Origin of the sequence: Bradyrhizobium sp. SZCCHNS1022, from assembly GCF_032484835.1 — a bacterium.
In the GTDB taxonomy this organism is placed as follows: Bacteria; Pseudomonadota; Alphaproteobacteria; order Rhizobiales; family Xanthobacteraceae; genus Bradyrhizobium.
This window is the reverse complement of record NZ_JAUETT010000002.1, coordinates 289,659-315,997: the sequence shown is the minus strand read 5'-3', so window position 1 is coordinate 315,997 and position 26,339 is coordinate 289,659. Positions and strand designations below refer to the sequence as shown.

General features: G+C 63.8%; 24 protein-coding genes. 3 read left to right on the top strand and 21 right to left on the bottom strand.

Annotation, left to right across the window (positions count from 1 at the left end; all coding sequences use genetic code 11):
* Positions 1 to 2 precede the first annotated feature (2 nt).
* The 8 genes from QX071_RS14980 to QX071_RS14945 form a co-directional block, all read right to left on the bottom strand.
* On the bottom strand, positions 3 to 1,283 hold the full coding sequence (locus QX071_RS14980) for a lipoprotein-releasing ABC transporter permease subunit (RefSeq protein WP_315703482.1): 1,281 nt from the start codon (positions 1,281 to 1,283) through the stop codon (positions 3 to 5).
* Between the two features lie 97 nt (positions 1,284 to 1,380).
* Positions 1,381 to 2,700 (bottom strand): proline--tRNA ligase, encoded by a 1,320-nt coding sequence (gene proS, locus QX071_RS14975; RefSeq protein WP_315703481.1) that lies wholly within the window; start codon positions 2,698 to 2,700, stop codon positions 1,381 to 1,383.
* A gap of 187 nt (positions 2,701 to 2,887) precedes the next feature.
* On the bottom strand, positions 2,888 to 3,397 hold the full coding sequence (locus tag QX071_RS14970) for a TlpA disulfide reductase family protein (RefSeq protein WP_315703480.1): 510 nt from the start codon (positions 3,395 to 3,397) through the stop codon (positions 2,888 to 2,890).
* Positions 3,394 to 4,617: a sialidase family protein gene (locus QX071_RS14965; protein ID WP_315703479.1), complete on the bottom strand. Its 1,224-nt coding sequence runs from the start codon at positions 4,615 to 4,617 to the stop codon at positions 3,394 to 3,396. Before QX071_RS14965 ends, QX071_RS14970 begins: the two co-directional genes overlap by 4 nt.
* 11 nt (positions 4,618 to 4,628) lie before the next feature.
* On the bottom strand, positions 4,629 to 7,031 hold the full coding sequence (locus tag QX071_RS14960) for a TonB-dependent receptor (protein ID WP_315703478.1): 2,403 nt from the start codon (positions 7,029 to 7,031) through the stop codon (positions 4,629 to 4,631).
* A 97-nt stretch (positions 7,032 to 7,128) separates the two neighbouring features.
* Positions 7,129 to 7,581: a DUF2946 family protein gene (locus QX071_RS14955; RefSeq protein ID WP_315703477.1), complete on the bottom strand. Its 453-nt coding sequence runs from the start codon at positions 7,579 to 7,581 to the stop codon at positions 7,129 to 7,131.
* A 34-nt stretch (positions 7,582 to 7,615) separates the two neighbouring features.
* Positions 7,616 to 8,137 (bottom strand): copper chaperone PCu(A)C, encoded by a 522-nt coding sequence (locus tag QX071_RS14950; protein WP_315703476.1) that lies wholly within the window; start codon positions 8,135 to 8,137, stop codon positions 7,616 to 7,618.
* Positions 8,138 to 8,266: 129 nt separating this feature from the next.
* Positions 8,267 to 8,641: a DUF2946 family protein gene (locus QX071_RS14945; RefSeq protein ID WP_315703475.1), complete on the bottom strand. Its 375-nt coding sequence runs from the start codon at positions 8,639 to 8,641 to the stop codon at positions 8,267 to 8,269.
* A gap of 886 nt (positions 8,642 to 9,527) precedes the next feature.
* On the opposite strand from QX071_RS14945, the gene QX071_RS14940 reads away from it, so the two are divergent.
* The 3 genes from QX071_RS14940 to QX071_RS14930 are packed head-to-tail and all read left to right on the top strand — an operon-like array spanning position 9,528 to position 13,123.
* A complete protein-coding gene (locus QX071_RS14940; protein ID WP_315703474.1) occupies positions 9,528 to 10,550 on the top strand; it encodes a sugar ABC transporter substrate-binding protein in 1,023 nt (340 codons plus the stop codon).
* A 10-nt stretch (positions 10,551 to 10,560) separates the two neighbouring features.
* Positions 10,561 to 12,078: a sugar ABC transporter ATP-binding protein gene (locus QX071_RS14935; protein WP_315703473.1), complete on the top strand. Its 1,518-nt coding sequence runs from the start codon at positions 10,561 to 10,563 to the stop codon at positions 12,076 to 12,078.
* 10 nt (positions 12,079 to 12,088) lie between these two features.
* Positions 12,089 to 13,123: an ABC transporter permease gene (locus QX071_RS14930; RefSeq protein ID WP_409977508.1), complete on the top strand. Its 1,035-nt coding sequence runs from the start codon at positions 12,089 to 12,091 to the stop codon at positions 13,121 to 13,123.
* 153 nt (positions 13,124 to 13,276) lie between these two features.
* On the opposite strand, the gene mtnK is transcribed toward QX071_RS14930, so the two are convergent.
* From mtnK to QX071_RS14865, 13 genes are all read right to left on the bottom strand, one after another.
* Positions 13,277 to 14,575 (bottom strand): S-methyl-5-thioribose kinase, encoded by a 1,299-nt coding sequence (gene mtnK, locus QX071_RS14925; protein ID WP_315703472.1) that lies wholly within the window; start codon positions 14,573 to 14,575, stop codon positions 13,277 to 13,279.
* A 98-nt stretch (positions 14,576 to 14,673) separates the two neighbouring features.
* Complete coding sequence (locus QX071_RS14920; RefSeq protein ID WP_315703471.1) at positions 14,674 to 14,949, bottom strand: DUF1467 family protein; 276 nt, start codon at positions 14,947 to 14,949, stop codon at positions 14,674 to 14,676.
* Positions 14,950 to 14,962: 13 nt separating this feature from the next.
* Entirely contained in the window at positions 14,963 to 15,367 is a 405-nt protein-coding gene (gene mce, locus QX071_RS14915) for a methylmalonyl-CoA epimerase (protein ID WP_315703470.1), read from the bottom strand.
* 99 nt (positions 15,368 to 15,466) lie between these two features.
* A complete protein-coding gene (locus QX071_RS14910) occupies positions 15,467 to 17,137 on the bottom strand; it encodes a ribonuclease J (RefSeq protein WP_315703469.1) in 1,671 nt (556 codons plus the stop codon).
* Positions 17,138 to 17,944, bottom strand: coding sequence for a biotin--[acetyl-CoA-carboxylase] ligase (locus QX071_RS14905; RefSeq protein ID WP_315703468.1), 807 nt, complete (start codon positions 17,942 to 17,944; stop codon positions 17,138 to 17,140).
* Positions 17,945 to 19,372 carry an NADH-quinone oxidoreductase subunit NuoN gene (gene nuoN / locus QX071_RS14900; RefSeq protein ID WP_315703467.1) on the bottom strand — a complete coding sequence of 476 codons (1,428 nt, stop codon included), beginning with the start codon at positions 19,370 to 19,372 and terminating at the stop codon, positions 17,945 to 17,947.
* A 30-nt stretch (positions 19,373 to 19,402) separates the two neighbouring features.
* Positions 19,403 to 20,911 carry an NADH-quinone oxidoreductase subunit M gene (locus tag QX071_RS14895; protein WP_315703466.1) on the bottom strand — a complete coding sequence of 503 codons (1,509 nt, stop codon included), beginning with the start codon at positions 20,909 to 20,911 and terminating at the stop codon, positions 19,403 to 19,405.
* Positions 20,908 to 23,022 carry an NADH-quinone oxidoreductase subunit L gene (gene nuoL, locus QX071_RS14890; RefSeq protein WP_315703465.1) on the bottom strand — a complete coding sequence of 705 codons (2,115 nt, stop codon included), beginning with the start codon at positions 23,020 to 23,022 and terminating at the stop codon, positions 20,908 to 20,910. The genes QX071_RS14895 and nuoL overlap by 4 nt, the downstream gene beginning before the upstream one ends.
* A 63-nt stretch (positions 23,023 to 23,085) precedes the next feature.
* Positions 23,086 to 23,394, bottom strand: coding sequence for an NADH-quinone oxidoreductase subunit NuoK (gene nuoK, locus QX071_RS14885; protein ID WP_231324758.1), 309 nt, complete (start codon positions 23,392 to 23,394; stop codon positions 23,086 to 23,088).
* Complete coding sequence (locus QX071_RS14880; RefSeq protein ID WP_315703464.1) at positions 23,391 to 24,029, bottom strand: NADH-quinone oxidoreductase subunit J; 639 nt, start codon at positions 24,027 to 24,029, stop codon at positions 23,391 to 23,393. The genes nuoK and QX071_RS14880 overlap by 4 nt, the downstream gene beginning before the upstream one ends.
* A 9-nt stretch (positions 24,030 to 24,038) precedes the next feature.
* Positions 24,039 to 24,527 carry an NADH-quinone oxidoreductase subunit NuoI gene (nuoI, locus tag QX071_RS14875; protein ID WP_315703463.1) on the bottom strand — a complete coding sequence of 163 codons (489 nt, stop codon included), beginning with the start codon at positions 24,525 to 24,527 and terminating at the stop codon, positions 24,039 to 24,041.
* Positions 24,528 to 24,534: 7 nt separating this feature from the next.
* Entirely contained in the window at positions 24,535 to 25,605 is a 1,071-nt protein-coding gene (nuoH, locus tag QX071_RS14870; RefSeq protein ID WP_315703462.1) for an NADH-quinone oxidoreductase subunit NuoH, read from the bottom strand.
* Positions 25,606 to 25,615: 10 nt separating this feature from the next.
* Positions 25,616 to 26,335 carry an aspartate/glutamate racemase family protein gene (locus QX071_RS14865; RefSeq protein ID WP_315703461.1) on the bottom strand — a complete coding sequence of 240 codons (720 nt, stop codon included), beginning with the start codon at positions 26,333 to 26,335 and terminating at the stop codon, positions 25,616 to 25,618.
* Positions 26,336 to 26,339: the final 4 nt, after the last annotated feature.

Below are 26,339 nucleotides of genomic sequence, written 5' to 3'. Positions count from 1 at the left end.
CCTCACTCGTAGCGGAGCGCTTCGACCGGGTCTAACCGTGCGGCGCGCCAAGAGGGATAAAGTGTCGCCAGAAAAGACAAGGTCAGCGCCATGATGACGACGGCCGCGGTCTCGCCGAAATCCACCTCGGCCGGCAGCTTGGAAAGAAAATAGAGCGTGGGATCGAACAGTTCGGTGGCGGTGATCCAGGACAGGAACTGCCGGATCGACTCGATATTCGCGCAGATCACCAATCCCACCGCAAACCCCGTCAGGGTACCGACCACGCCGATCGAGGCGCCCGTGATCAGGAAGATGCGCATGATCGCGCCTTGCGAGGCGCCCATCGTACGCAGGATGGCGATATCCTGGCCCTTGTCCTTCACCAGCATGATCAGGCCGGAGACGATGTTGAGCGCGGCGACCAGCACGATCAAGGTGAGGATCAAAAACATCACATTGCGTTCGACCTGCAGCGCATTGAAGAAGGTCGAATTACGCTGCCGCCAGTCGACCAGGAACACCGGCCGGCCGGCGGCTTCGGTGACGGTCTTGCGAAACGCTTCGATGCGATCGGGGTTGCTGGTGAACACCTCGATCGCCGTGACGTCGCTGTTGCGGTTGAAATACGCCTGCGCTTCGGTGAGCGGCATGAACACGAAACCGGAGTCGTATTCGGACATGCCGATCTCGAACACGGCCGCGATCCGGTAGGGCTTGATGCGCGGCGTCGTCCCCATCGGGGTCACGGCGCCCTTCGGCGACACCAGCGTGATCATGTCGCCGGCATGCAACGAGAGCTGGTCGGCAAGGCGCCGGCCGATCGCAACCCCCTGCCCCTCGTCAAAACCTTCCAGCGAGCCCTGCTTGATGTTCTTGGCGATGGAAGGAAGATTGGCGAGGTCCTGGGCGCGGATGCCCCGGATGAACACCCCGGCGGCGTTGAACGGCGAGGAGCCGAGCCCTTGCCCGTCCACCACGGGCACGGCGAGGCGCACGCCCTGAACTTGGCTGATGCGGTCGGACACGTCCTTCCAGTCGGTGAGCGGCGACTCCAAGGGCTGCACCAGAAGATGCCCGTTGAGCCCAAGGATCTTGTCCAGCAGCTCCTTGCGGAAGCCGTTCATGACCGCCATGACGATGATCAGCGTTGCGACCCCCAGCATGATGCCGAGGAACGAGAAGCCCGCGATCACGGAGATGAAGCCTTCGCGCCGCCGCGCGCGCAAGTATCGCCCCGACAGCATCCATTCGAATGGCGCAAAGGGCGGCGTTTGCGAGAGTTGGGTCATGGTCTCATCCATCGCTCGATAATCCCATGATTCGGGCCAATTGTGGCTGGATTGGCCTGAGGTTTGGCGGCACCCTGGTGGATATCTCCGAGCCTCGGATCCAGCCCGCTCAGCCGGCCAACCGCCCCACCAGCTCGGCTGGCGACATCATCTCGCGCGATCCGTCGCTGCGCTTCTTGACCTCGACCTTGCCCTCGGCGAGGCTTTTCGGCCCAACCATGATCTGCCAGGGAATGCCGATCAGATCGGCGGTCGCGAATTTCGCGCCGGCGCGCTGCTCGGTGTCGTCGTAGAGCACGTCAACCCCCTTGGCCGAAAGTTCCCGATAGAGCTGCTCGCAGGCCGCATCGGTATCGGTGCCACCTTGCTTCAGATTCAGGATCACCGCCCGGAACGGCGCCACCGCCTCCGGCCATTTGATGCCGGCCTCGTCATGGCAGGCCTCGATGATCGCACCCACGAGGCGCGACACGCCAACCCCGTACGAGCCGCCATGGATCGGCACCTCGGCGCCATCGGGTCCGGCCACGAGCGCCTGCATCGCTTCCGAATATTTGGTGCCGAAATAGAAGATCTGGCCGACCTCGATGCCGCGGGTGTGCACGCGGCGCTCGGCCGGCACCTCGCTCTCGAACCGCGCCCCGTCGTGCACGTCTTCGGTGGCCGCATAAAGCGAGGTCCACTCCTTGATGATCGGCGTCAGGTCGCCTTCGTAGTCCACGTCCTCGGGCGGGATCGGCAGGTCGAGCACGTTGCGGTCGCAATAGACCCCGGACTCCCCGGTCTCGGCGAGCACGATGAACTCATGGCTGAGATCGCCGCCGATCGGCCCGGTCTCAGCGCGCATCGGAATGCCCTTCAGGCCCATCCGCGCAAAGGTGCGCAAATAGGCGACGAACATCTTGTTGTAAGCCCGCCGCGCGCCCGCCTCGTCGAGATCGAACGAATAGGCATCCTTCATCAAAAATTCGCGGCCCCGCATCACGCCGAAGCGCGGACGCTGCTCGTCGCGGAATTTCCATTGAATGTGATAGAGATTGAGCGGCAGGTTACGGTAAGACTTCACATAGGCACGGAAGATCTCCGTGATCATTTCCTCGTTGGTCGGCCCGTACAGAAGCTCGCGCTTGTGCCGGTCGCTGATGCGCAGCATCTCCGGACCGTAGGCGTCGTAGCGGCCGCTCTCCCGCCAGAGGTCGGCGAGTTGCAGCGTGGGCATCAACAGTTCCAGCGCACCGGCGCGGTTCTGCTCCTCGCGCACGATCTGCTCGATCTTCTTCAGCACCCGAAAGCCAAGCGGCAGCCACGCATAGATGCCGGCCGCCTCCTGCCGCAACATGCCGGCGCGCAGCATCAGCCGGTGCGAGACGATCTCCGCTTCCTTCGGATTCTCTTTCAGGATGGGCAGGAAGAACCGCGTCAGACGCATGGGATCAAGCCTTGAAGATTCGCTTTGGGCCCGCGCAGTCAAACCGGATCACGCGGCAAAACACAAGGCCACACCCGAGAAAATCCGGCTAAGACACCGGATTTTCAATCATTTTACCGGTTTGCCTGAGGCGAAGGTTCAGCTCCCGTTCAGGACCCCGCGCTGCCGCAATGCCACCCGGCTCACGCTAATGGCGCGAGGCGGCCGTCGATTGCTCCGCCGACCACTGGTCCAATTCTGCGACGTCCGCAGCCCCCTCGATCGTGGAAATCTTGCCGTCGCGGCCGATCAACATCGTGCGCGGAATGTCGCCCTGCCAGGAGGGATCGATCTCGAAGCGCAGGCGCTCGGCATAGCCATCGTTGAAGATGAAATTCTCGGCCGCCGCCAGGCCGGCTTTGTCGAGCATGGCTTCCGTTGCCGCCGGCAGGTTGGGAACAAGGTCGGCGCTGACCGTCACCACGTCGATCCCTGGATGCGCCTTCATGAACTCGCCGAGTTGCGGCAGCTCCACCTTGCAGGGGCCGCAGGTGACGCCCCAGAAATGAACCAGCGTCGGGCGGCCGGCATGTGCGCGCAACATCTCCCGCCAGCTGCCGCGCTCGAACGGCTTCAACGGGGATGGTGCGGCGATGATTGCGGACAGGCCGAGCAGCGTGCCGCCCAGCACGAGAAGTCCCACAATGATGCGCTTCATGACTGATCTCCGATCGCCTGAAAGCGATAGCCGTCCGCCTTCGTCATCCAGGACAGAAAGACGTGCTCGCCGTCGGCGACGAGCAGCGGATGATCCGACGTATCCTTGGTGCTGGCGATGGCGCTCGGCTTCGACCACGTCTCACCGTCATCCCGGGACTGCATGACCATCACCGTCGTGGTCTCGCCGTCGAACTCCTTCCAGACCAGCGTCGTCGCGGCCCTTGTCGCCAGGACGTAGGGGCGCGTCGGACTTCTGTCCGCCTGCCCGACCGGCATCGGGTCGGAGAAGGTGCGGCCGCCATCGCGCGAATGGGCGTAGAACAATCCTTTGCGCGCCTTGCCGTTCGTGTACCAGGCGACGTGATAGGCGCCGGCCGGCGAGACCGACAGGCTCGGGCCGTGATGCGGGCAGGCCTTGATCTGCCAGTCGTCGTTGCTGACGCGGTAGACCTCCCCGGGCGTCGAAAGATCGTTGAAGGTCACGATCGCATGGTCGCGGACGCCGCCATCGAAGATGTTGCGGAACACCACCACCGGCCGGCCCGGGCCGGCAAAGGCGAGGCCGAGCCGGCAGCATTCGCAGGTGTTGTCCTGGGCGAGCTTGGCTTCGCTGTAGCTCGCACCGCCGTCGCGCGAGGATGCGAAGAACAGCCCTGCCCCGTCATAGCTCTTGCCGGCCTCCTTGGCGGGGACGCGGTTGCGCTTGTCGAGCCAGGCCGCGAACACCGTCCCGTCCTGGTCGAGCGCCAGCGCTTCGAAACGCTGGCTCTCTTGGTTGGAGGTGATCGGCTTCACCGGCGCAAATGTCTTCCCGCCGTCGTCGGAGCGCGTATAAAACACCTCGCCGTTGAAGGCCTGGTCGCGGAAAGTCGCGAACGCGACTGCGATCCCGCCCTTGCGGTCGACGACCAGCGCCGGGCGAGCATCCGGCCCCCAGTCGAGGTTGAGCTGCTGCGTCGTTACCGGCACCGGCGGAGAGAGCGTGCGGCCGGCATCCTTGGAGTTCGCGACGGAGACGAGCCCGCCCGCCATCCAGGTCAGCCACAGCGTCCCGTCGGCCGCGAAGAACGGCGTCACCTTGGTGGCGCATCGCAGCTCGGTCCCCTCGCAGGCGGCTTCGGAGGCATGCTGGTGGCTCATCTGTGCCGAAGCCGGCGATGGCCACGTCGCGGCAGTGATGGCGCCAGCGAATCCTGCAGCAAGGATCGTTCGGATCATGGGAAGCGTCCTCATCTGAATGCCACCTTCATGCCCGCTACGAAGGCGCGCGGCGAGCCTGCGTAGATCGACCCCGTCGTGTAGGCGAGAACGCTTGCGGAGTTCTGCACGCCGGCCTTGGCGACGGAGTCCGTGATGTTGTTCGCTGAAGCGATGTAGGTGCGGTCGAACAAATTCCTGACCTCGAAGAATAGGTCGAGCGACCTGAACGTGTCGGACGCGAGCTCGGTCTTGTAGTGAACATTGAGATTGACCAGTTCGTAACCCGGTGCCTTCAGCAAATTCGCGTTATCCATGTAGAAGGCGTCCTTCCACTGAACCTCGACAAAGCCGCCGAGGCCGGCGAATGGACCGCCCTCCTGATCATAACCTGCACGTGCGGTCAGCTCGTTCGGCGAGATGCCGGGAATCTTGTTGCCGGCGCGGTTGAAGTTGGACAGCGTCGCACCGCTGCCAAGGCTCTCAGTGTATTCCGTATAGACCTCATCCAGATAGGTGTAGGCGGCCGTGAAGCGCCAGCCGGGCAGGAAATTCCAATCCGCCGCCAATTCAACACCACGATGCTCGGAGCGAGGAGCATTGAACCAATAGGTCACGCCGGCGATCGGGGTTGCCTGGGTGAGCAGCTCATTACGGAAGAACTCGTAGAAGCCGGTGGCGCTCAGGGTCAGCGTGCGGTTCGGAGTCCAGTCGACTCCGAGGTCGTAGCCGAGGTTGGTCTGGCTCTGCAGCTGAGTGTTGTTGCCCGACAAGCCGGTCGGCAGGACGAACAGGTTGGAGACCTGCGGCGTGCCGTAGCCGGTGGCGACGCGGGCATGCAACAGCCAATCGCTGTTCACCTTGTAGAGCAGCGCCAGCTCGGGTGCGGTGTTCTGGAATTCGCGGTCGGCCGACGTCAGCGCGGTCGTGGTGATCCCGGCCAGCCCGGTATAGGTGTAGGCCGTGTTGGTCCCGCGCAGATGCGTGGTTTCCCAGCCGATGCCAGCAACGGCGGTCAGCGCCTCCGTCAGCTTGAGCTCCTCGCGGGCGCGCAGGCCGTAATTCGTGGTCACGCTGAACAGGTTGCTAGACAGGCTTCCGAGCGTGGCGTTGCCGCCTGGCATCACGTTGCGGGTGTCGCCGGATGACGTCAGCGTATTGTAGAAGGCGCCGAACAACGCCGTCGACTCCAGGCCGAATATCTCGCCGCGCTTGGTGATGTCACTCATGTAGTTGTAGGATGGATAATCGCCGATCGAACTGACCGACCCGGTCGGCTGGCTGATATTGCGATCGTCGAATACGAACTGGTTGCGCCAGGTCATGTTGTTGTCGAAATCGTGCTCCCAGCGCCCCCCGACGATGGTGCGGCGATCGTTGCGGCCAAGCCCCGCTTGCAGCGCGGTCTCCGTGTCGGTGCCGGCGGATGCGTTGAATCCGTTGTTGAACAGCTTGACGGTGCCGCAGCCGGCTGCGAGCGACGTTCCGGTCGTACAGCCCTGCTGATAGGGATTCTGATAATATTGATTTAGTGACACGCGGAGCGGCAACCGTGAGACCAGATCATTGTTGATGATCTTCACGGTGAAGCGGTCGTCCGGCGTCGCCTTGTAGGTCCCGAGGAAATTGACCGTCTGGGTGTTGAACCAGCTGTTGCCGAGAAATCCGTCGCCCCGGGCGTCGCTGGCGAACAGCGAGGCCTCGAAATTGCCGATCTTCTTGCCGGCTGTGAGGTAATTGGTGAGATAGCCGAAGCTGCCGCCCTCGCTGCCGATCTCGACACCGTCGATGCTGCCGCCCGGCCGGGTGCGGAAATTGATCGCGCCCCCGGTGGCATAGTTGCCGTACAGCGCCGAGGACGGCCCCCTGATCACGTCGATCGCGCCATAAGCGTGCGGGTCGATCAGGTCGGTCCGCGACAGGCCGTCGGGCTGGGTGACAGGAAAGCCGTCGTCGAACACGACGATGTTGCGGATGGCAAATCCGTTGCGCGCATTGGAGCCGCGGATCGAGATGCCGAAGTCGCGCGGGCCATTGCCCTGCTTCAACGAGACGCCGGGGCTGTCGCGCAGGATATCGTTCACCGAGAACACCGGCCTGTCCTCGAAACGGCTGCGGTCGATCGTGGTCGCGGTCTGGCCGGAGGGAGCCTGATCGAGCCTGGCACGCGCGGCACTCGCCGTTTCCGGCTCGCCACGGCTCGAAGCCCCAGCATTGGAGGCGGCAACGGCCGGCTGTGCCGGTCGGCGGCCGGCGCTTGCTTGCAGCCGCGGTTGCGCCGGCTTGCGCGCGGCACGCTGCGATGCCGCGCGCGGCGCATCGACGGTGACCGCCGGCAGCTCCCTATTGTCCTGAGCGAACACCGCGGCCGACGGCAGGAGCACGAGCTCCATGGCAATGACGCTCGCGCCACCGAGCGCATGACGACGAAACATAATAGAACCTTCCCCGATGCCGGCACGACGGCCGGTCTTCCTGTTCAACGATTGATGAGAGTGACAGCGCGGGCCGAGCCTGCGCCGCCGACAACGATCAAATCAGGAAGGGGATTGGAGGCCCGCGTGCCTGGGCACCCGAGCCGGGCTTGCCAAGGACGAGACCGAGATCGGCGTCATGCCATAAGACAGGGATCGTCTGCCGCCACGGTGCAGCGACAGCAGCCGTGCCCGGCATGTCGATGGCGCTGCCGGCGTGCAGCACGCAACACAACAAACAACTGATGCCGCAGGCATCACGGTCGCTACCCTGACCGGGCGCGACAGGACCAGCGTCGGAATGGCAGATTTCCACGCCGACGAGTGGATCAGCAGCGGCGGCTGCCGCCATCCAGGATGCCCCGACGGGCGCGAGCAGTTGCAGCAGGAGCGCAAGCAACGCAACCGGCAGCAGGCGCTCGGCATATCGGCGCATCGTGGCAACGCCGCCCACGCGACGACGACTGCCATGGGCAGCATCGGCAGTACGCGCGGCGACGTTGAGTTTCATGGAGCCCTCGGTTCTCGAGGAGAGAACGGACGAGCTACATTTTCATTCCCGAATGGTCCGGCATTTTCTTCATCATGCTGCCGCCCTCGCCGCCCGGGCCCTTCGCTCCCACACCCTGAACATCGAGCGTGACCGCGACCTTGCCGGCCTTCTCGAATTGCAGCGTGAGCGGCACCGTGTCGCCCTGCTTCAGCGGCTTTTTGAGCTCCATCAGCATGAGGTGATAGCCTCCGGGCGCCAGCATTACCGTCTTGCCGGGCTCGATCGTGAGCCCCTGATCCAGCGGTCGCATCGTCATGACGCCGTTGGTGACGGCCATCTCGTGGACTTCGATCTTGCCGGCGATATCGCCCGAGACTGCGACCAGCCGATCGGGCGCGCTGCCCTTGTTCTCGATGGTGAGATAGCCGCCGCCGATCTTGGCGCCGCCGGGTGTCGCCCGGCTCCACGCCTGGCTGATCACGAGATCGCCGGCCTTCACCTCGGCGGCGAAGCAACCCGATGCACTACTGATGGCGACAACGACGGCAAGCAGCGCCTGCTTGAAAACGGTCATAAGTGATTCCTTTCAATGATGGTTGCGCCAGCAACAGGTCTGGCGTGTTCGCGAGATGAAGCGGCGGCAGCGGTCGGCCATCCGGCAATTCGATCAGGAGATTTGCAAAGGCGTCTTGCGCCGGTGCAATCAGATTGCTGACGGCGGCGCGCGGGCCTGCGTGTTCGAGCCTGCGCGCAGCACGGCCAGGACGAGCGCAGGCCGGTGCCACGTCACGCTCGCGGCTGGACGACACGGCAGATCGAGCAGCATGGGCTGCGGCGTATCGAGCGCCGCAGCGGCCTGCCCCACGCAGCAGAGTGTACAGGCGTCGTGAACGCCCTGGCCGGTCGAATCATCTTGTTGGGAGGGGAAGCCCGCCGGGGCGCTGTGGCAGATCTCGACCGAACGCAACGGGTCCGATGCGGCAATGGCGGCCGCCCAGCTCGCACCAATGGGTGCCAGGATCTGCACCGTCAATGCGATCAGCAGAATCGGAACATACGCCTGCAGCCGCTGCCGCATCAAAGCCCACCAAATCAACGCCGGGACTATCCCGCAGCAGCGGCCGGAAGTCGAGGTCACAGCGCCGCGACAGCGCACATTTCATTGGCGACGAAACGGCCCGCCCGGTCTCGACCGGCCGGGAATGCACCATCCGGCCCAGCACAAATCTGGCATCTAAATACCACCAATTGAAATTTATGCTTGCATCTGCAGGAAGATGCAGAAGTTCTCAATCGTTTCGCCAAGTGCGTGAAATTTGAACAATCGTTGCCGAAAAGGGTGACAAAGGCTCAAAGATCGTCTACGAATTTGGGCTCAGGCTGACGGTTACGGAAGTCTGGTGGTCCAAGTCTCGGGAGGAGCCCTGGCGCGCAACAAGCTGCGTCAACCCGCCAATAAGATCAAATCTGAGTTTGCGGGATACGAAAGGGTCGACACAATTCCGAGCAGGGCCCGTGCCCTGCTCATTTTTTTGAGCAGACGTAAGCCACACGGCATGAACGCAGTCTGAACGAGCTATCCTCTCGTTCCCGCTCTTGCATTCTCAGGTCGGTGCCAAGGCCGCTGATTAGCCCTTCACCACTACGATCATTCTCTCACCGTCCATCCAGGAAACATTGATCTCGATCATATCCTTGATCTTGATCTCATCGGGCAGCTCTGGCGCCATGAATAGAGATGCATGATCGAGATGAGGGTCTCAACGCGATCTCGCTTTTGACGACCATGCTGATTGAACACCGCCTCGACACGGCCGGCATTGCCGTACGTGCATTGCGGCGAACTCACGAATGCACCGCACAACATCCGGCTGTAGCGGGATGCTCTCGGTTGTGAAACACTCCCCATCCTGGCAGCGCGATCAATGACGCTGCCGAGCAAACAATGGGACAGGGAGTGAGTGATGTCCGGGACTACAAAATCCTCCACGACCAGACGCGATCTCCTGCAGACGGCAGCCGCTGCGGGCTCGGCGGCGGCGTTGCTCGCCGGCTTCGGCATCGACCCGGCCATGGCCGCGGAAATGGGACGTTCGGAGAAGCCGCTGAAAGCGGCCTTCTCCAATGCCGGCCTGCAGGCCACCTGGTGCGCGCAAGGCAAGCAGGCCGCGGAATGGTGGGGCAAGCTGTTCAACGTCGAAGTCACCTGGTTCGATGGTCAGCTCGATGCGGTGAAACAGCGCGCGGCCATCGACAACATGGCATCGCAAAAATGGGACTTCGTCGCGATCCAGGCGTTTGGCATCGGCACCTTGACCCAGCCGGTGCAGAAGATGATCGACGCGGGCATCCCCGTGATCGACATGGACACGCTGATCGCGCCGCTCGATCAGATCAACGTGCACTCCTTCCTTGCGCCCGACAATGAGTTCATGGGCGCCTCCGTCACGCAGGCGCTGGTGAATGCGCTGGGCGGCAAGGGCAAGATCATCATGACCCAGGGCGCGCTCGGCCATACCGGTGCGCAAGGCCGCGCCAAGGGCTTCAACTCCGTGATCAAGCAGTATCCGAACATCGAAGTGCTCGACACCCAGCCCGCGGACTGGGACGTCTCAAAGACCGCACGGTTGTGGGAGACCTATCTCACCAAATATCCGCAGATCGATGCGGCGTTCTTCCACAATGACGATATGGCGCTCGCCGCCTACAACATCATGAAGGCGCGCAACCGCACCAACATCCTGATCGGCGGGGTCGACGCGATGCCGCCGGCGATCCAGGCCGTCAGCGAGGGGCGGATGTTCGCCACCGTCCGCAATCCGTCCTGCCGCATCCATGGCGGCGCCATCGTGGCCGGTGTCGCCGCCGTGACCGCGGGTGAGAAGAGCGGCAAGGGCATTCCAAAAAGCGTTGTGACCGACGGCCCTGTCGTGACGAAGAATAATGCCGCGGGCATGCAGTGGATGGAGGATCACTTCCTGATCTGAGTCTGCTCCAATGTCGGACAGCCGCCGTCCCCTTCTCGAATTGCAGGACATCACTAAGTCGTTCGGCGGCGTCACCGCGCTGCGCGGCGTCGACTTCACGCTTCTCCCCGGCGAGATCCACGGTCTCGTCGGGGAGAACGGCGCCGGCAAGAGCACGCTGATGAAGATCATCGCCGGCGTACACCCGGAGTTCTGCGGCCGTTTCCTGCTCGACGGACACGAGGTGCACTTCCGCTCCGCGCGTGATGCACGGGCCGCCGGCATCGCCATGGTGCATCAGGAGCTCAGTGTCGCGCCGGACCTCACGGTCGCGGAGAACGTGTTCTTCGGCACCCAGCCGACCAACCGCTTTGGCCTGGTGCAATGGCGGCGTATGGCACGCGATGCCGCCGAGCAACTCAGGAAGCTCGGCATCCATGCCGACCCGATGGCACGGCTCGGAGACCTGCCGATCGGCCTGCAGCAGCTGATCGAGATTGCCCGCGTCCTGTTCTCCGGGGCGCGCATCATCATCCTGGACGAGCCGACCTCGGCGCTGTCGCCGCCCGAGGTCGAGCGCCTGTTTGCGACCCTGCGCCGGCTCCGCAGCCAGGGCACGGGCATCATCTTCATTTCGCATTTCATCGAGGACATTCTCCTGATCTCCGACGAGGTCACCGTGTTCCGCAACGGCCGCAAGGTCATGCAGACGAGTGCCGCCGAGACCGACAAGGCCGCGCTGATCGAGGCCATGATCGGAAAAGGACTCGGCAAGGGACGCGAGGCGTTGGAAGAGACCTACATACACGACATCACCCTTCCGGCGCCGGCACTGGAAAATCCGGTCGTGGTCGAAGCCGATGGCCTCTCTCTGGCGCGCAGCCTGACCCGCGTGTCGTTCGCGGTGCGCGCCGGCGAAGTGCTCGGCGTGTACGGCTTCATGGGGTGCGGACAATTGGAGCTGGCGCGGATCCTGTTCGGCAAGCTCGCGCCCGACGCCGGCGAACTGCGCGTGGCGGGACATCGCAAGACGTTCGGCAACACCGCCGATGCCCGCCGGGCCGGCATCGCTTTCGTGCCCGAGAGCCGCCGCGACATGCTGTTCCACCAGGAGCCGGTCTACAAGAATGTCTCGGTCAGCATTCTCGACCGCATCGGCGCCGTGCTCTTGAAGCCCGCGCGTGAACGCATCCTGGCCCAGCGCCAGGTCGAGCAGCTGCAGATTCGCCCCGCTGACGTCGAGATCGATCTCGGTCTCTTATCCGGCGGCAACCAGCAAAAGGTGGCGCTGGCGAAATGGCTCAGCCATCCGCCCCGGCTGCTCGTGCTGTGCGAGCCGACCCGCGGCATGGATGTGGGCGCCAAGAGCGACGTGATCCAGATCGTCCGTCAGCTACGCGAGCGCGGCATCGCCGTGATCGTGCTCTCGACCGAGCCCGAAACCGTGCTGTCGCTCGCCGACCGCATCATCGTGCTCAAGCGCGGCGAAGTCGTGCGCGAATTCGCCGGTGAAACCATCAGCAAGGACCGCCTGCTCGAAGCGGCTTAAGGAGACGGCGATGGCGAGTGAAGGCGTCCCGATGTCCGAGACCCATGTGCGCCATGGCGGCGGCACTGTCGCGCTGCTGCGCTCACAGATGCGCAACATTGCACCGTTCCTGACCCTGATCTTCCTCACCGTCTTCTTCGCCGTCGCAAGCCCGTCATTTGCGACCATCGACAATCTCGGCAACATCCTGACCCAGGTCTCGGTCACCGGGATCATCGCTGTCGGGCTGACCTTCGTGATCCTGTGCGCCGAGATCGATCTGTCGATCGCCAGCATCGCCAATGTGACGGGCATCGCGGTCGCCTATTTCACGATGCAGGAGTCCTACGTCAACATCGCCAATCTGCCCTTGCCGGGATGGGCGGCGATCCTGCTTGCGCTCGCGCTGTGCGCGCTGCTCGGCCTGGTCAACGCCTTCGGCCTGACGGTGATCGGCATCCCCTCGTTCATCATGACCTTGGCGATGATGCAGATCGCGGCCGGCATCTCAGCGCTCCTGGTGCGCGGCCAAATCGCCTACAAGGTGCCGGACCTCATTGCGACGCTCGGCTCGAATTCGGTGGCTGGCGTGCCCTGGATCGTGATCGTGGCCGCCCTGATGCTGCTCGCCGGTCATCTGGTGCTGACCTACACGCGGTTCGGCCGCTACGTCTATATGGTCGGCGGCAACCGCGAGGCGGCGGAATATTCCGGACTGAACGTCAAGCTGATCCTCGGCAGCGTCATGGTGATCTCGGCCGTATGTTCGGGAATCGGCGGCATGCTCGGCGTGGCGCATTTCGGCAGCGCGCAGCAGAACGAGTTCGATACCTATCTGCTCGACTCGATCGCCGCCGTCGTGGTCGGCGGCACCAGCCTGTTCGGCGGCCGCGGCGGCATCGGCAACACCATCATCGGCCTGTTCGTGCTCGGCGTCCTCAACAACGGCCTCGATCACGTCAACATCGACAGCTTCCTGAAGATCCTGATCCGCGGCCTGATCCTGCTCGCCGCGCTGGTCATCAATGTCTACGCGCAGCGGTTGCGCGCCAAGGCGGCGGATTGAGGACGCCGCCGTAGGGAAAGCAAAGCGCCGCCGCAGGCGGCGCGTGCCCACCATGGTCGACGCAGTCCATATCGGTGGGCACGGCGCATCTGCCAGCGTGAACGCAGAAGCAGCCTTGGACGCGCCTCTGCCCCTACGCTCGTCGCGGCGGCTTCAAAACTCCGGCTGCCAGTCGCGGAAGCGCCGCGCAGCTTCCGTGACTGCGGCGATCGACCGAAACGACTCTGTCTCCACCATCATTGCTCGCGCCAGCCGCAGGCTGCGTGCCTCGCAGGTCGCCCGCACTCTGGAATCCTCGATCAGCTCGAAATCGATATTGTGGGCGAGCCCGAGGATGCGGCGGATGATCTTCGCGGCCGTAAAGCCGATCGTATCCTGAAACAGCCGGGCCATGTAGGCTTGGCGCTCCGCCTCGAGCCGCGCCGCGCCCGCCTGCCCCTCGAACAACGCGAGCGGATAGGCATCGCCCGTCGCGTTCTCCCGCCACAGATCTACGAACTTGCGCGCGAACTCGGTCCACACCTGCTCGACGGTCGCCAGCACCCAGGCCTCGAAATCGCGCCGCTCGCCAGGCGTCCGTTCATGGCCGGCTGACGCCAGATAGGCCATCAGGAGGTTGGCGATGACAGCGCCGATATCGAACCCCATCGGACCGTAGAAGGCGAATTCGGGATCGATCACCTTGGTGTCGTCAGCAGTCACCATGATCGATCCGGTATGCAGGTCACCATGGATCAGCGCCTCGGCGCTGCTCAGGAACTCCAGCTTGAGCCTGGAGATCGCAACATGCAAATCGAGATCGGCGCGGATGTCGGCCGCTGTCAGGTCCAGCCATGGGGTGGTCCAACGGTTCTGCTCGGCAACGCGATAGGGATCGGTGAAGATCAGGTCCTCGGTGATCTTGCAGAGCGCATGATTGCCGGCGAATGCGGCAATCCGCTCCTTCTTCTCGGCGGCCGTCAGCGCCAGGTCGGAGGAGAAGAACAGGGTGCGCGCCAGGAAGGTCGTGATGTGATCGACGAAGCCGGGATAGATGGTCCCGGCCACCAGCCCCTTGCGCATGATGATATGCGGCTCGAGCAGATCCATCGCTGTCAGCGCAAGCTGCTCGTCGTGATGCAGCACCGCAGGCACCAGCTCCGGCGCGAGGCGCGCCTGATGGGTTAGCGCCAGATATTCGTAATGGGCGCGCGACAACGGCAGCGGCCAGCTCTCGCCGACCAGCCGCACGTAAGGCAGGGCCTGCTTCACCGCGAGGCCACCGGTCGCGCCGCGCACGATGAAGACCAGGTTGAGATTGCCGTCGCCGACCTCGTCGATCGTCCATGATTGCGGCGAACCGCCGAGCCGAGCCGCAACGGCAGGTACGCCGGCGAGATAATCGCGCAGATCGGCTTCCCTCAAGATCCGGTAGCCTGACGACGCCTGCTGCGGCGTCTGGAGCGCGGTCATGCGCAACCTCCCCTGCTGATTTTGTTTATGATCCTCTCATAGCAAAAAAGCCGATGCACGTCCGCGCATCGGCTCGAAAGTCAGCGCTGCAGCGCAAACTAGAACGGCACGCCCATCAGCTTGGACAGCCGCTCGATGCTGAAATAGCCGGCGTGGTACGCGGCCAGCCCAGCCACGAAGATCACCGCCGACAGCAGCGTATTCCAGAGCAGCCGGCGCCCCATCAGGCTCACGGTGGGGGCACCGGGATCGGTGCCGGGCGGGCCGCCACCGTCCTCATGCTGGCTGCGCACGCCGAACGGGAGCGTCACGAACAGCGTGACCCACCACAACACGAAATAGATCGCAAGCCAGGTCGAGATTATATAGGCCATCGCCTGCCCGCCCTTACGCCTGCTCGATCTCGACCAGCGCGCCCGAAAAATCCTTCGGATGCAGGAACAGCACCGGCTTGCCGTGCGCGCCGATCTTGGGCTGGCCATCGCCAAGCACGCGCGCGCCTTCCTTGATCAGGGTGTCGCGAGAGGCGATGATGTCGGGCACTTCATAGCAGACGTGATGGATGCCGCCGTCGGCATTGCGCTCGAGGAATTTGGCGATCGGCGAGGCGTCGCCGATCGGCTGGATGAACTCGATCTTGGTGTTCGGCAAGGTGACGAACACGGTGATGACGCCGTGGTCGGGCAGCGCCACCGGGGAGGAGATCTCGGCACCGAAGGCGGCACCGTAGATCTTGGCCGCCTTCTCGGCATCCTTGACGGCGATGGCGACGTGATTGAGCCGGCCAAGCATTGCGTCCTCCAGATCTTATCTATTACGGCGTCTCGTCTATCGCCGCGACTTATCTAATTCGGCGTCTTGTCGCTTCCGCCGCGACCGCGTCGGGCCGCGCTACACTTCCAACACGTGCACGATGCAAATCGGCTTCTTGCCCCAATGCTCGTTAACGACAGCGCGCACCGCGCGCCGCACCGACTCCGCTGCGGCATCCGGATCGCGCCGGCGCGCGCGCGGCAGGCTTTCGAACGTCGACATCACCGTGTCGAACACGATGTCGTCGATCTCCTCGCCGGCCGCATTCTTTTCGGGGATGCCGACCATCTCGACGTCCGGATCGTCGGCGAGCTCGCCTTTTTCGGTCATCGCGAGCGCGACGAAGACACAGCCCGCAAAGGCCAGCTTGCGCCGCTCCACCACCGCGCGCGACTTGGCCTCCTCGATGATGGTGCCGTCCTTGTAGAAGCGGCCCGTAGGCAGCTCGTCGATGATGCCGGGCTCGCCGGGCCCAAGCTTGACGAGGTCGCCATTGCGGCAGGTGATCACCTTCGGCACGCCGCAGGCCCGCGCCAGCCTGGCATGCTCATGCAGGTGCAGCGCCTCGCCATGGACCGGAATCAACAGCTGCGGCCGGGTCCACGCGATCATGTCGCGCAGCTCGTCGCGGCGTGGGTGGCCGGAGACATGGACGAGATGGGTGCGGTCGGTGATGATCTCGACGCCCTGGTCGACCAGCCCGTTGATGATCGCGCCGACCGCCTTTTCGTTGCCCGGAATGGTGCGGGAGGAAAAGATCACGGTGTCACCGCGGTTCAACGTCACCAGCGGATGGTCATCATTGGCGATGCGCGCGAGCGCGGCGCGCTGCTCGCCCTGGCTGCCGGTACACAGCGCCAGCACCTTGTCCGGCGGGAAATGGCCGTAAAGGTCCATGCCGCGAAAATTCTGCACGCCGTCGAGATAGCCGGTCTCGCGCGCCACCTGCACCACGCGGTCCATCGCGCGGCCAACGACGACCACCTCGCGATCGGCCTCGCGCGCGGCGTCCGCGACTGCGCGAATGCGCGCGACGTTGGAGGCAAAGGTTGTCACCGCGACACGGCCCCTCGCGCCCTTGACCAGTTCGGCGATGGTCTTGGCGACCTCGGCTTCGGAGGGCGAGCGCCCCTCGCGCACTGCGTTGGTGGAATCGCCGATCAGCGCCAGCAGGCCGGCATCGCCGAGCTCACGCAGGCGGCGCTCATCGGTCGGCGCACCGAGGATCGGGGTGGTGTCGATCTTCCAGTCGCCGGTATGCAGGACCGTGCCGACCTCGGTGTGGATGGCCAGCGCATGCGATTCCGGAATCGAATGCGCCACCGGGATGAATTCGACGTTGAACGGTCCGATATCGACGCGGCCGCCCGATGGGATCACCGTGACCGGGATTTTCGGCGGGTTGCGCTCGGCTTCGCATTTGGCTTCGAACAGTGCAGCGCTGAACTTGGTGGCGTAGATCGGGCATTTGAGCCGCGGCCACAGATCGATGATGGCCCCGAAGTGGTCTTCGTGGGCATGGGTCAGCACCAGGCCGACCAGATTGTGGCGTTCCTTCTCCAGGAAGCTGATATCCGGCATAATCAGATCGATGCCCGGCAGATGCTCCTCGTCTCCGAAGGAGACGCCGAGATCGACCGCGAGCCAGGAGCGCTGGTGCCGGTTGCCGAGCCCATAGATCGACAGGTTCATGCCGATCTCGCCGACGCCGCCGAGCGGCGCAAAGGTCAGTTCATCGGGGCGCGCCATCTACACCGCCCCCGCCGAGGCGGTCGCGCCGAAATGAACGTCACCCGCCGTGATCGGCACCAATTGCCCTTCCGTGGTCCGGACTACCATGCACCCCTGCTCGTCGATGGTATCAAAAGTTCCCTCGATCATAGCATGTCCGGACCTGATGGCGACCGCTTGGCCGAGGCCGGCAGCCCGCTCGAGCCAGAGCTTGCGGATCTCGGCAAAACCACGGCCATTGTTCCAGATGCCGCGGAATTCGACCCAGCCATCCGACAACGCTGTGAACAGGTCTTCCGCAGCGATCTCGATCCCCATCGCTCTGAGCGAGGTTGCAGGGGTCGGCGTTCCCGTGGGAGCCGCAATCACATTGGTGCCGATGCCCACGACGACTGCAAGGCCGGCTGGCACCTGCTCGGCCTCCAACAGGATCCCGCACAGCTTCTGGCCGTTGGCCAGCACGTCATTGGGCCATTTCAAGGCGAAGTTGAACTGGCCGCCGCCAGACCGAAGTACCGCCTCCAGGCTCACCCGGCGGAGCGCATGTTCGATCGCGAGCCCTGCGGCAAAACCGAGCGTCGCCGCGACCGCCGGCGCCGCATCCATCACCTCGATCACGCTCGAGGCGAGATTGCCTTTAGGTGCGACCCATGGCCGGCTGCGGCGGCCGCGGCCGGCGGTCTGTTCGGATGTGACGAACCAGCACGGTCGGCGCTCGCCTCGACGGGCGTACGCGAGTGCCTCCGCGTTGGTCGAGCCGACCTGCTCGAATACGACGAGCCCGTAACCTGCCTGTGCTGCGCGCGATCCGAGAGCAAACGTCATCTAGAACAGCGACTTCGCCGCAGCCGCGGCCGCGCTCACCAGCGGGCCGGGATAGGCGAAGAACAGGATGTTGAAGAGGCCGGACACCGCGAGCACGGTGCGCAGCTCGACCCTGACGGGATCGAGCGCCGGCAGCGGCTCGTCGAAATACATCGTCTTGACGATCAGCAGATAATAATAGGCGCCGACCACGCTGGTCAGCACGCCGATCACCGACAGCGCGAACAGCCCGGCCTTGATCGCGGCAACGAACACGTACCACTTGGCGAAGAAGCCGGCGAGCGGCGGAACGCCGGCGAGCGAGAACAGCAGCATCGCGAAGAAGAAGGCGAGCAGCGGGTTGGTGCGCGACAGGCCGGCGAAATCGCTGATCTTCTCGAACGGCTGGCCGTTGCGCTTGATCGCTATGATCACGGCGAACGAGCCCAGCGTCATCGCCACATAGATCGCGATGTACATCAGCACGCCCTGCGCGCCCTCGACCGTGCCGGCTGCGAGCCCGACCAGCGCAAAGCCCATATGACCGATCGAGGAATAGGCCATCAGGCGCTTGATGTTGGTCTGGCCGATCGCAGCGAACGAACCCAGCGCCATCGAGGCGATCGACACGAACACCACGATCTGCTGCCACTGGAAGGTGATGCCGGGGAACGCGGTCAGCGCGACGCGCGTGAACACCGCAAGCGCGGCGACCTTCGGCGCGGAGGCGAAGAACGCGGTCACCGGCGTCGGCGCGCCCTCATAGACGTCAGGCGTCCACATGTGGAACGGCACCGCCGATATCTTAAAGCAGAGGCCGGCGAACAGGAACACGAGGCCGAAGATCACGCCGACGCTGCCAGCCTTGGTCGCCGTCGCAATGCCGGCGAAGGCGACCGTGCCGGTGAAGCCATAGATCAGCGAGGCGCCATAGAGCAGCATGCCCGACGACAGCGCACCGAGAACGAAATATTTCAGGCCGGCTTCGGTCGACTTGACGTTATCGCGATGGCTCGCCGCTACGACATAGAGCGCGAGCGACATCAGTTCGAGGCCGAGATAGAGCAAGATCAGGTCGCCGGCCGAGATCAGCACCATCATGCCAAGCGTCGAGAGCAGGACCAGAATAGCGTATTCGAAGATCCGCCGGTCGGGCGAAGACAGGAACTCCGCCGACATGATCAGGGTCGCGAGCGAGCCGATCAGCGCCAGGATCTTCAAAAAGCGGGCGTAATCATCGACAATGAAGCTGCCGCCGAAAGCCTGGCCGGTCGGCTGGCGCAGCTCCAACAGACCGACGACGACCAGCAGGCACGCCGCCAGCCCGGTGACGATCGCCGTCGTCCCCTGCCCACGGAATGCGCCCAGCATCAACAGCGCCATCGCCCCCAAGGCCAGCACCAGCTCCGGCAGCACCACCCCAAGCTGAGCCCCAAGATTCTCGATCATCGTCTTTGTCCCGACCGCCTGAGGGTCATTTCATGGCAGCAGCGCGGCCGCTTTCACGGCCGTCACTGCTGTGTTGTAGTTGTTGACGAGCTGCTGCACCGAGGCCGCCGACATGTCGAGGATCGGCTTCGGATAGACACCGAACAGGATGGTCAACGCGAGCAGCGGAAACAGCGTCAGGCACTCGCGCGCCGTCAGATCCTTGATGGTCATCAGCGACGGCTTGACCAGCGCACCGAACACCACCTTGCGGTACAACCACAGCGCATAGGCCGCCGACAGAATCACGCCGAAGGTGGCGAAGAAGGTCGTCGACGTCGACACCTTGAAGGTGCCGAGCAGCGTCATGAACTCGCCGACGAAGCCGGAGGTGCCGGGCAGACCGACATTGGCCATCGTGAACACCATGAACACGAAGGCATAGAGCGGCATCCGATTGACCAGACCGCCATAGGCCGCGATCTCGCGGGTGTGCATGCGATCGTAGACGATGCCGACGCAAAGGAACAGCGCGCCCGAGACGATGCCGTGCGAGATCATCTGGAATACGCCGCCGGCCACACCCTGCAGGGTGCCGGCGAAGATGCCCATGGTGACGAAGCCCATATGCGCGACCGAGGAGTACGCAATCAGCTTCTTCATGTCCTCCTGCATCAGCGCGACCAGCGAGGTGTAGATGATCGCGATCGCCGACAGCGTCCAGACCAAGGGGGCGAAGTCATGCGAGGCCAGCGGGAACATCGGCAGCGAGAAGCGCAGGAAGCCGTAGCCGCCCATCTTCAGCAGGATCGCCGCCAGGATCACCGAACCGGCTGTGGGCGCCTCCACGTGAGCGTCCGGCAGCCAGGTATGCACCGGCCACATCGGCATCTTCACCGCGAAGGAAGCGAAGAAGGCGAGCCAGGCCCAGGTCTGCAAGGAGCGCGGCACGGCGGTGTGCATCAACGTCGCGATGTCGGTGGTGCCGCCGTTCCAATACAGCGCCATGATGGCGAGCAGCATCAGCACCGAGCCGAGCAGCGTGTAGAGGAAGAACTTGAACGAGGCGTAGACCCGCCGCGGACCGCCCCAGACACCGATGATCAGGAACATCGGGATCAGGCCGCCCTCGAAGAACAGGTAGAACAGCACGAGGTCGAGCGCGGAGAAGGTGCCGACCATCAGCGTTTCCAGGACCAGGAAGGCCATCATGTATTCGCGGACCCGGACCGTCACCGACTTCCAGCTGGCGATGATGCAGAACGGCATCAGGGCCGTGGTCAGGATCACGAACGGAAGCGAGATGCCGTCGACGCCCATGTGGTAGCTGATTCCGCTCGCGAGCCAGTTCGCCTTCTCGACGAATTGGAAATCCGTCTGCGCGGGATCGAAGCGCAGCACCAGGATCACCGACACCGCGAAGGTGATCAGCGTGGTCCACAGCGCGATCCAGCGCGCGTTACGGCGCGCGGCTTCGTCCTCCCCCGGGACGAGATAGATCATGAGCGCCCCGACGAGGGGCAGGAAAGTGACGACCGACAGAATTGGCCAGGTGGTCATTGCTGGCCCCCCATGAACATGAACCAGGTGATCAGGCCGGCAACGCCGATCAGCATGGCAAAGGCATAATGATAGAGATAACCGGTCTGGATCTTGACGACGTTGCGCGTGATGTCGAGCACCCGCGCCGAGACGCCGTCCGGCCCGAAACCGTCGATGACGAAACCATCGCCCTTCTTCCAGAGGAAGCGGCCGAGCCACTTCGCCGGACGGACGAAGATGAAGTCATAGAGCTCGTCGAAGTACCACTTGTTGAGCAGGAAGTTGTAGAGCAGCCGCTGCTGGCTGGCCAACTCCTCCGGCAGATACGGCCGGCTGATGTAGAAGACGTAGGACACGGCGAAGCCCCCGATCATCATCACCAGCGGCAGCTGACCCAGCCAGAACGGCATGTGCTCCATGTCCGCCAGGATGTGCGGGTTCATCTTCAGCGACTCGCGGAAGAACTCCTCGACGCCGTGCTCGCCGACGAACAGCTCCTTGAACGGGAAGCCCGCCAGGATCGAGCCCGCCGCCAGGACGCCGATCGGGATCAGCATCCAGACCGGACTCTCATGCGCAGCCTCATAATGGTGCTGATCATGCGGCGTACCGAAGAAGGTCTTCCAGATCAGGCGCCAGGAATAGAACGAGGTCAGGCCCGCTGCGACGACCGTCAGGAAATAGGCGTAGGTCGCGAACGGATTATGCGAGGCGTAAGCCGACTCGATGATGGCGTCCTTGGAGAAGAAGCCGGCAAAGCCGGGAACGCCGGTCAGCGCCATCGTGCCCACGCACATCACCGCGAAGGTGTAGGGGATCTTGCGCCACAGCCCACCCATGTTGCGGATGTCCTGCTCGTGGTGCATCGCGTAGATCACCGAGCCCGCGCCCAAGAACAGCAGCGCCTTGAAGAATGCGTGGGTGAACAGGTGGAACATGCCGACCGAATAGGCCCCTGCTCCCATCGCCACGAACATGTAGCCGAGCTGCGAACAGGTCGAATAGGCCACGATGCGCTTGATGTCGTTCTGCACGAGGCCGACGGTGGCGGCGAAGAAGGCGGTGGTGGCGCCGACGAACATCACCACGGCCTGCGCATTCGGCGCCAGCTCGAACAGCGGCGACAGCCGCGCCACCATGAACACGCCGGCGGTCACCATGGTCGCGGCGTGGATCAGCGCCGAGACCGGGGTCGGGCCTTCCATCGCATCCGGCAGCCAGGTGTGCAGCAGGAACTGTGCCGACTTGCCCATCGCGCCCATGAACAGCAGCAGGCAGGTGAGCGTCAGCGCGTCGGCGTGCCAGCCGAGCAGGTTGATGGTCTGGCCCGTCAAGCTCGGTGCGGCATGGAAGACGGCTTCGAAATCCGTTGACTTGGTCAGCCAGAAAACCGCGAAGATGCCGAGCGAAAACCCGAAATCGCCGACGCGATTGACCACGAACGCCTTGATCGCCGCGGCGTTGGCCGATGGCTTCTGGAACCAGAAGCCGATCAGCAGGTAGCTGGCGAGACCCACGCCTTCCCAGCCGAAGAACAGCTGGACCAAATTGTTGGCGGTGACCAGCATCAGCATCGCGAAGGTGAACAGGCTGAGATAGGCGAAGAACCGCGGCTGGTTCGGATCCTCGTCCATGTAGCCGATCGAATAGAGGTGCACGAGCGAGGACACGCTGGTGACCACCACCAGCATGACCGCTGTCAGCGTATCCACCCGCAGCGACCAGGACAGCTGCAGCTCGCCGGAATTGATCCAGGGCAGCAATTCCTGAACGCCGCCCTCATGGTGCATGAAGCCGACATTGATCAGCGTGGCCCAGGACAGCGCCGCTGACACGAACAGCAGCGCGGTCGTGATGAGCTCTGCGGCGCGCGAGCCCGCCGCCGGCGGCTCGGTGACGTGATGGTCGTCATGGCCGTGGCCATGGTCATCATGCGCGAGCGGCTCGTCGTGGCTGACATGCACCACGGCCGCATCGCCATGGACATGGGCCGCTCCGCCGTGGTGGTGGCCCTCGTCATGATGCTCGACCGTGTCGCCGCTCGGATTACGCGCATGCGCCCCGAACAACGCGATCAGGCCGGCGAGGATCGCGCCGATCAGCGGCAGAAAGACAATGGCCTGGATCATTCGCCCGTTCCCTTACGCATGACCATGCCGGCAAGCCGGCCCCCACTCTTGCGGACCATGCGCTTAGCCCTTCATCAGATTGACGTCTTCGACCGCGATCGAGCCGCGGTTGCGGAAATAGACCACCAGCACCGCAAGGCCGATCGCGGCTTCCGCCGCCGCGACGGTGAGCACCAGCAACGCGAACACCTGCCCGACGATGTCGCCGAGGAAGGTCGAGAACGCCACCAGGTTGATGTTGACCGCGAGCAGGATCAGCTCGATCGACATCAGGATGACGATGATGTTCTTGCGGTTCAGGAAGATGCCGAGGATGCCAAGCGTGAACAGCATCGCCGCGACCGAGAGATAATGTCCGAGCCCGATGGTCATTTCACCCACTCCGCCGCGTCAGCGTCCTGCAGCCCCTGCCCGACCGCGACCTTGCGTATCGCCATCGCCATCTCAGGCGTGCGCGCATTCTGCGCCTCGATGCTCTGCCGCTTGACGTTCGCCTTGTGGCGCAGCGTCAGCACGATCGCGCCGATCATCGCCACCAGAAGCACCATGCCCGCAAGCTGGAAGTACTGGATATACTTCGTATAGAGCACGAGCCCGAGCGCCTCGGTATTGCTCACATTGGTCGGGATCGCGGCCGTGATGGCCCTGGGCTTGGCGGGATCGATCACCCAGTACGAGACGGTCAGCAGCAGTTCGAACAGGAAGATGCCGCCGATCACGAGCCCGATCGGCATGTACTGCAGGAAGCCCTCACGCAGTTCGGTGAAGTCGACGTCGAGCATCATGATCACGAACAGGAACAACACCGCGACCGCGCCGACATAGACCACGACCAGGATCATCGCCAGGAACTCGGCCCCCATCAGCACGAACAGGCCGGAGGCGTTGACGAAGGTAAGGATGAGGTAGAGCACCGAGTGCACGGGGTTCTTCGAGACGATCACCATCACGGCGGACGCCACGCAGACCGCCGCGAACAGGTAGAAGAAAAGCGCTGGCAGGATCATCGAACGACCTCAGCGATACGGCGCGTCGAGCGCGATGGCTTTGGAGATTTCGCGCTCCCAGCGGTCGCCATTGGCGAGCAGCTTGGCCTTGTCATAATAGAGCTCCTCGCGGGTCTCGGTCGCGAATTCGAAGTTCGGCCCTTCGACGATCGCATCCACCGGGCAGGCCTCCTGGCACAGGCCGCAATAGATGCACTTCACCATGTCGATGTCGTAGCGCACGGTGCGGCGGGTGCCGTCGTTGCGGCGGGGACCGGCCTCGATGGTGATCGCCTGTGCGGGACAGACCGCCTCGCAGAGCTTGCAGGCGATGCAGCGCTCCTCGCCGTTCGGATAGCGGCGCAGCGCGTGCTCGCCGCGGAAGCGCGGGGAGATCGGATTCTTCTCGAACGGATAGTTGATGGTCGGCTTCGGCTGGAAGAAGTAGCGCATGGCGAGGAAGAACGCCGAAACGAACTCCGACAGCAGCAGCGAGCGGGCGGTGGCGTTGATGTTCATGAAAGCCTCATTGTGGGGCGATGCCGGCGAAATGCAGCACGCCCGCCACCAGCACCACCATCGCCAGGGAGAGCGGCAGGAACACTTTCCAGCCAAGCCGCATCAACTGGTCGTAGCGGTAGCGCGGCACGATCGCTTTCGCCATCGCGAACAGGAAGAACATGAAGAAGAGTTTCAGCGCGAACCAGATCACGCCGGGAATCCAGGTGAAGGGCGGCAGCGCCACCGGCGGCAGCCAGCCCCCTAAGAAGAGGATCGTCGCCAACGCGCACATCGTTGTGATCGCGACATACTCGCCGAGCATGAACAGCAGATACGGCGTCGAGCCGTATTCGACCATGAAGCCGGCGACCAGTTCCGATTCCGCCTCGACCAGATCGAACGGCGGCCGGTTGGTCTCGGCCAGCGCCGAGACATAGAACACCACGAACATCGGAAACAGCGGCCAGACATACCAGTTCAGGATGGTCAGCTGCGGCAGGCCGATCAGGCTGGCGAGCCCGCGGGTGTTCTGCGCTTCGACCACGGCCGAGAGGTTCAAGGTGCCGGCGCAGAGCAGCACGGTGATGATGACGAAGCCGATCGAGACCTCATAGGACACCATCTGCGCCGCCGAGCGCAGCGCGGCCAGGAACGGGTATTTCGAGTTCGACGACCAGCCGGCCATGATGATGCCGTAGATCGACAGCGACGAGATCGCGAAGATGAAGAGAATGCCGACATTGATGTCGGCGATCGCCCAACCGAGATTGGTCGGGATCACCGCCCAGGCGGCCAGCGCCAGCACGCAGGAGACCAGCGGCGCCAGCAGGAAAACACCCTTGTTGGCGCCGGCCGGGATGATCGGCTCCTTCAGCACGAACTTGAGCAGGTCGGCGAAAGACTGCAGCAGTCCCCACGGCCCGACCACGTTGGGACCGCGCCGGATCTGCACCGCCGCCCAGATCTTGCGGTCGGCCAGCAGGATGTAGGCGATCGCGATCAGGAGCACGACGAGCAGCAGCACGCTCTCGGCGACCATGATGATCAAGGGCCAGAGAAAGCCGGTCCAGAACGCGCTTGCAAAGAAATCAGCCATCAGGTCACGCTCACTCCGCTGCTTGGGCGGTGGGGACGACGCCGAGTGCGACGTCGACCGCGGCATCGGCATGGATCAGGGTGGTGTCGAATACCGGAAGCGGCGTGTTGCGCTCGTCGAGCAGCATACCGACCTCCGTGCAGCCAAGGATCAAGCAATCGGCGCCCTTGTCCTTTAGCCGGCGGGCGACGTCAACGTAAGCCTGCCGCGAAGTCTCGCAGACTCGGCCGACGCACAGTTCATCATAGATGATCCGATGGACCTGCGCCCGATCGGCCTCATCGGGGATAACGCTATCCAGACCAAACTTGTCGCGCAGCCGGCCGGTGTAAAAATCCTGCTCCATCGTGAAGCGCGTCGCCATGATCGCAGGCCGGCGCAGGCCGATCTCGCGGATCTTCTGCCCCGTCGCGTCGGCGATGTGCAGGAACGGCACGTTGGTCGCAGCCTCGATCGCGTCCGCCACCTTGTGCATGGTATTGGTCGCGAGAACCAGCACCTCCGCGCCGGCCGCTTCGAGACGCCTGGCGACCCCGGCGAGGCGGGCGCCCGCCTCGTCCCAGCGCCCCTCCGCCTGCATCTGGGCGATCGGGGCGAAATCGACCGACCACATCAGGATCTCGGCCGAATGCAATCCGCCCAGCACGGCACGCACGCGCGCGTTCAACCGCGCATAATAATGCGCAGTCGATTCGCAGCTCATGCCGCCGATCAGGCCGATCACCTTCACGAAC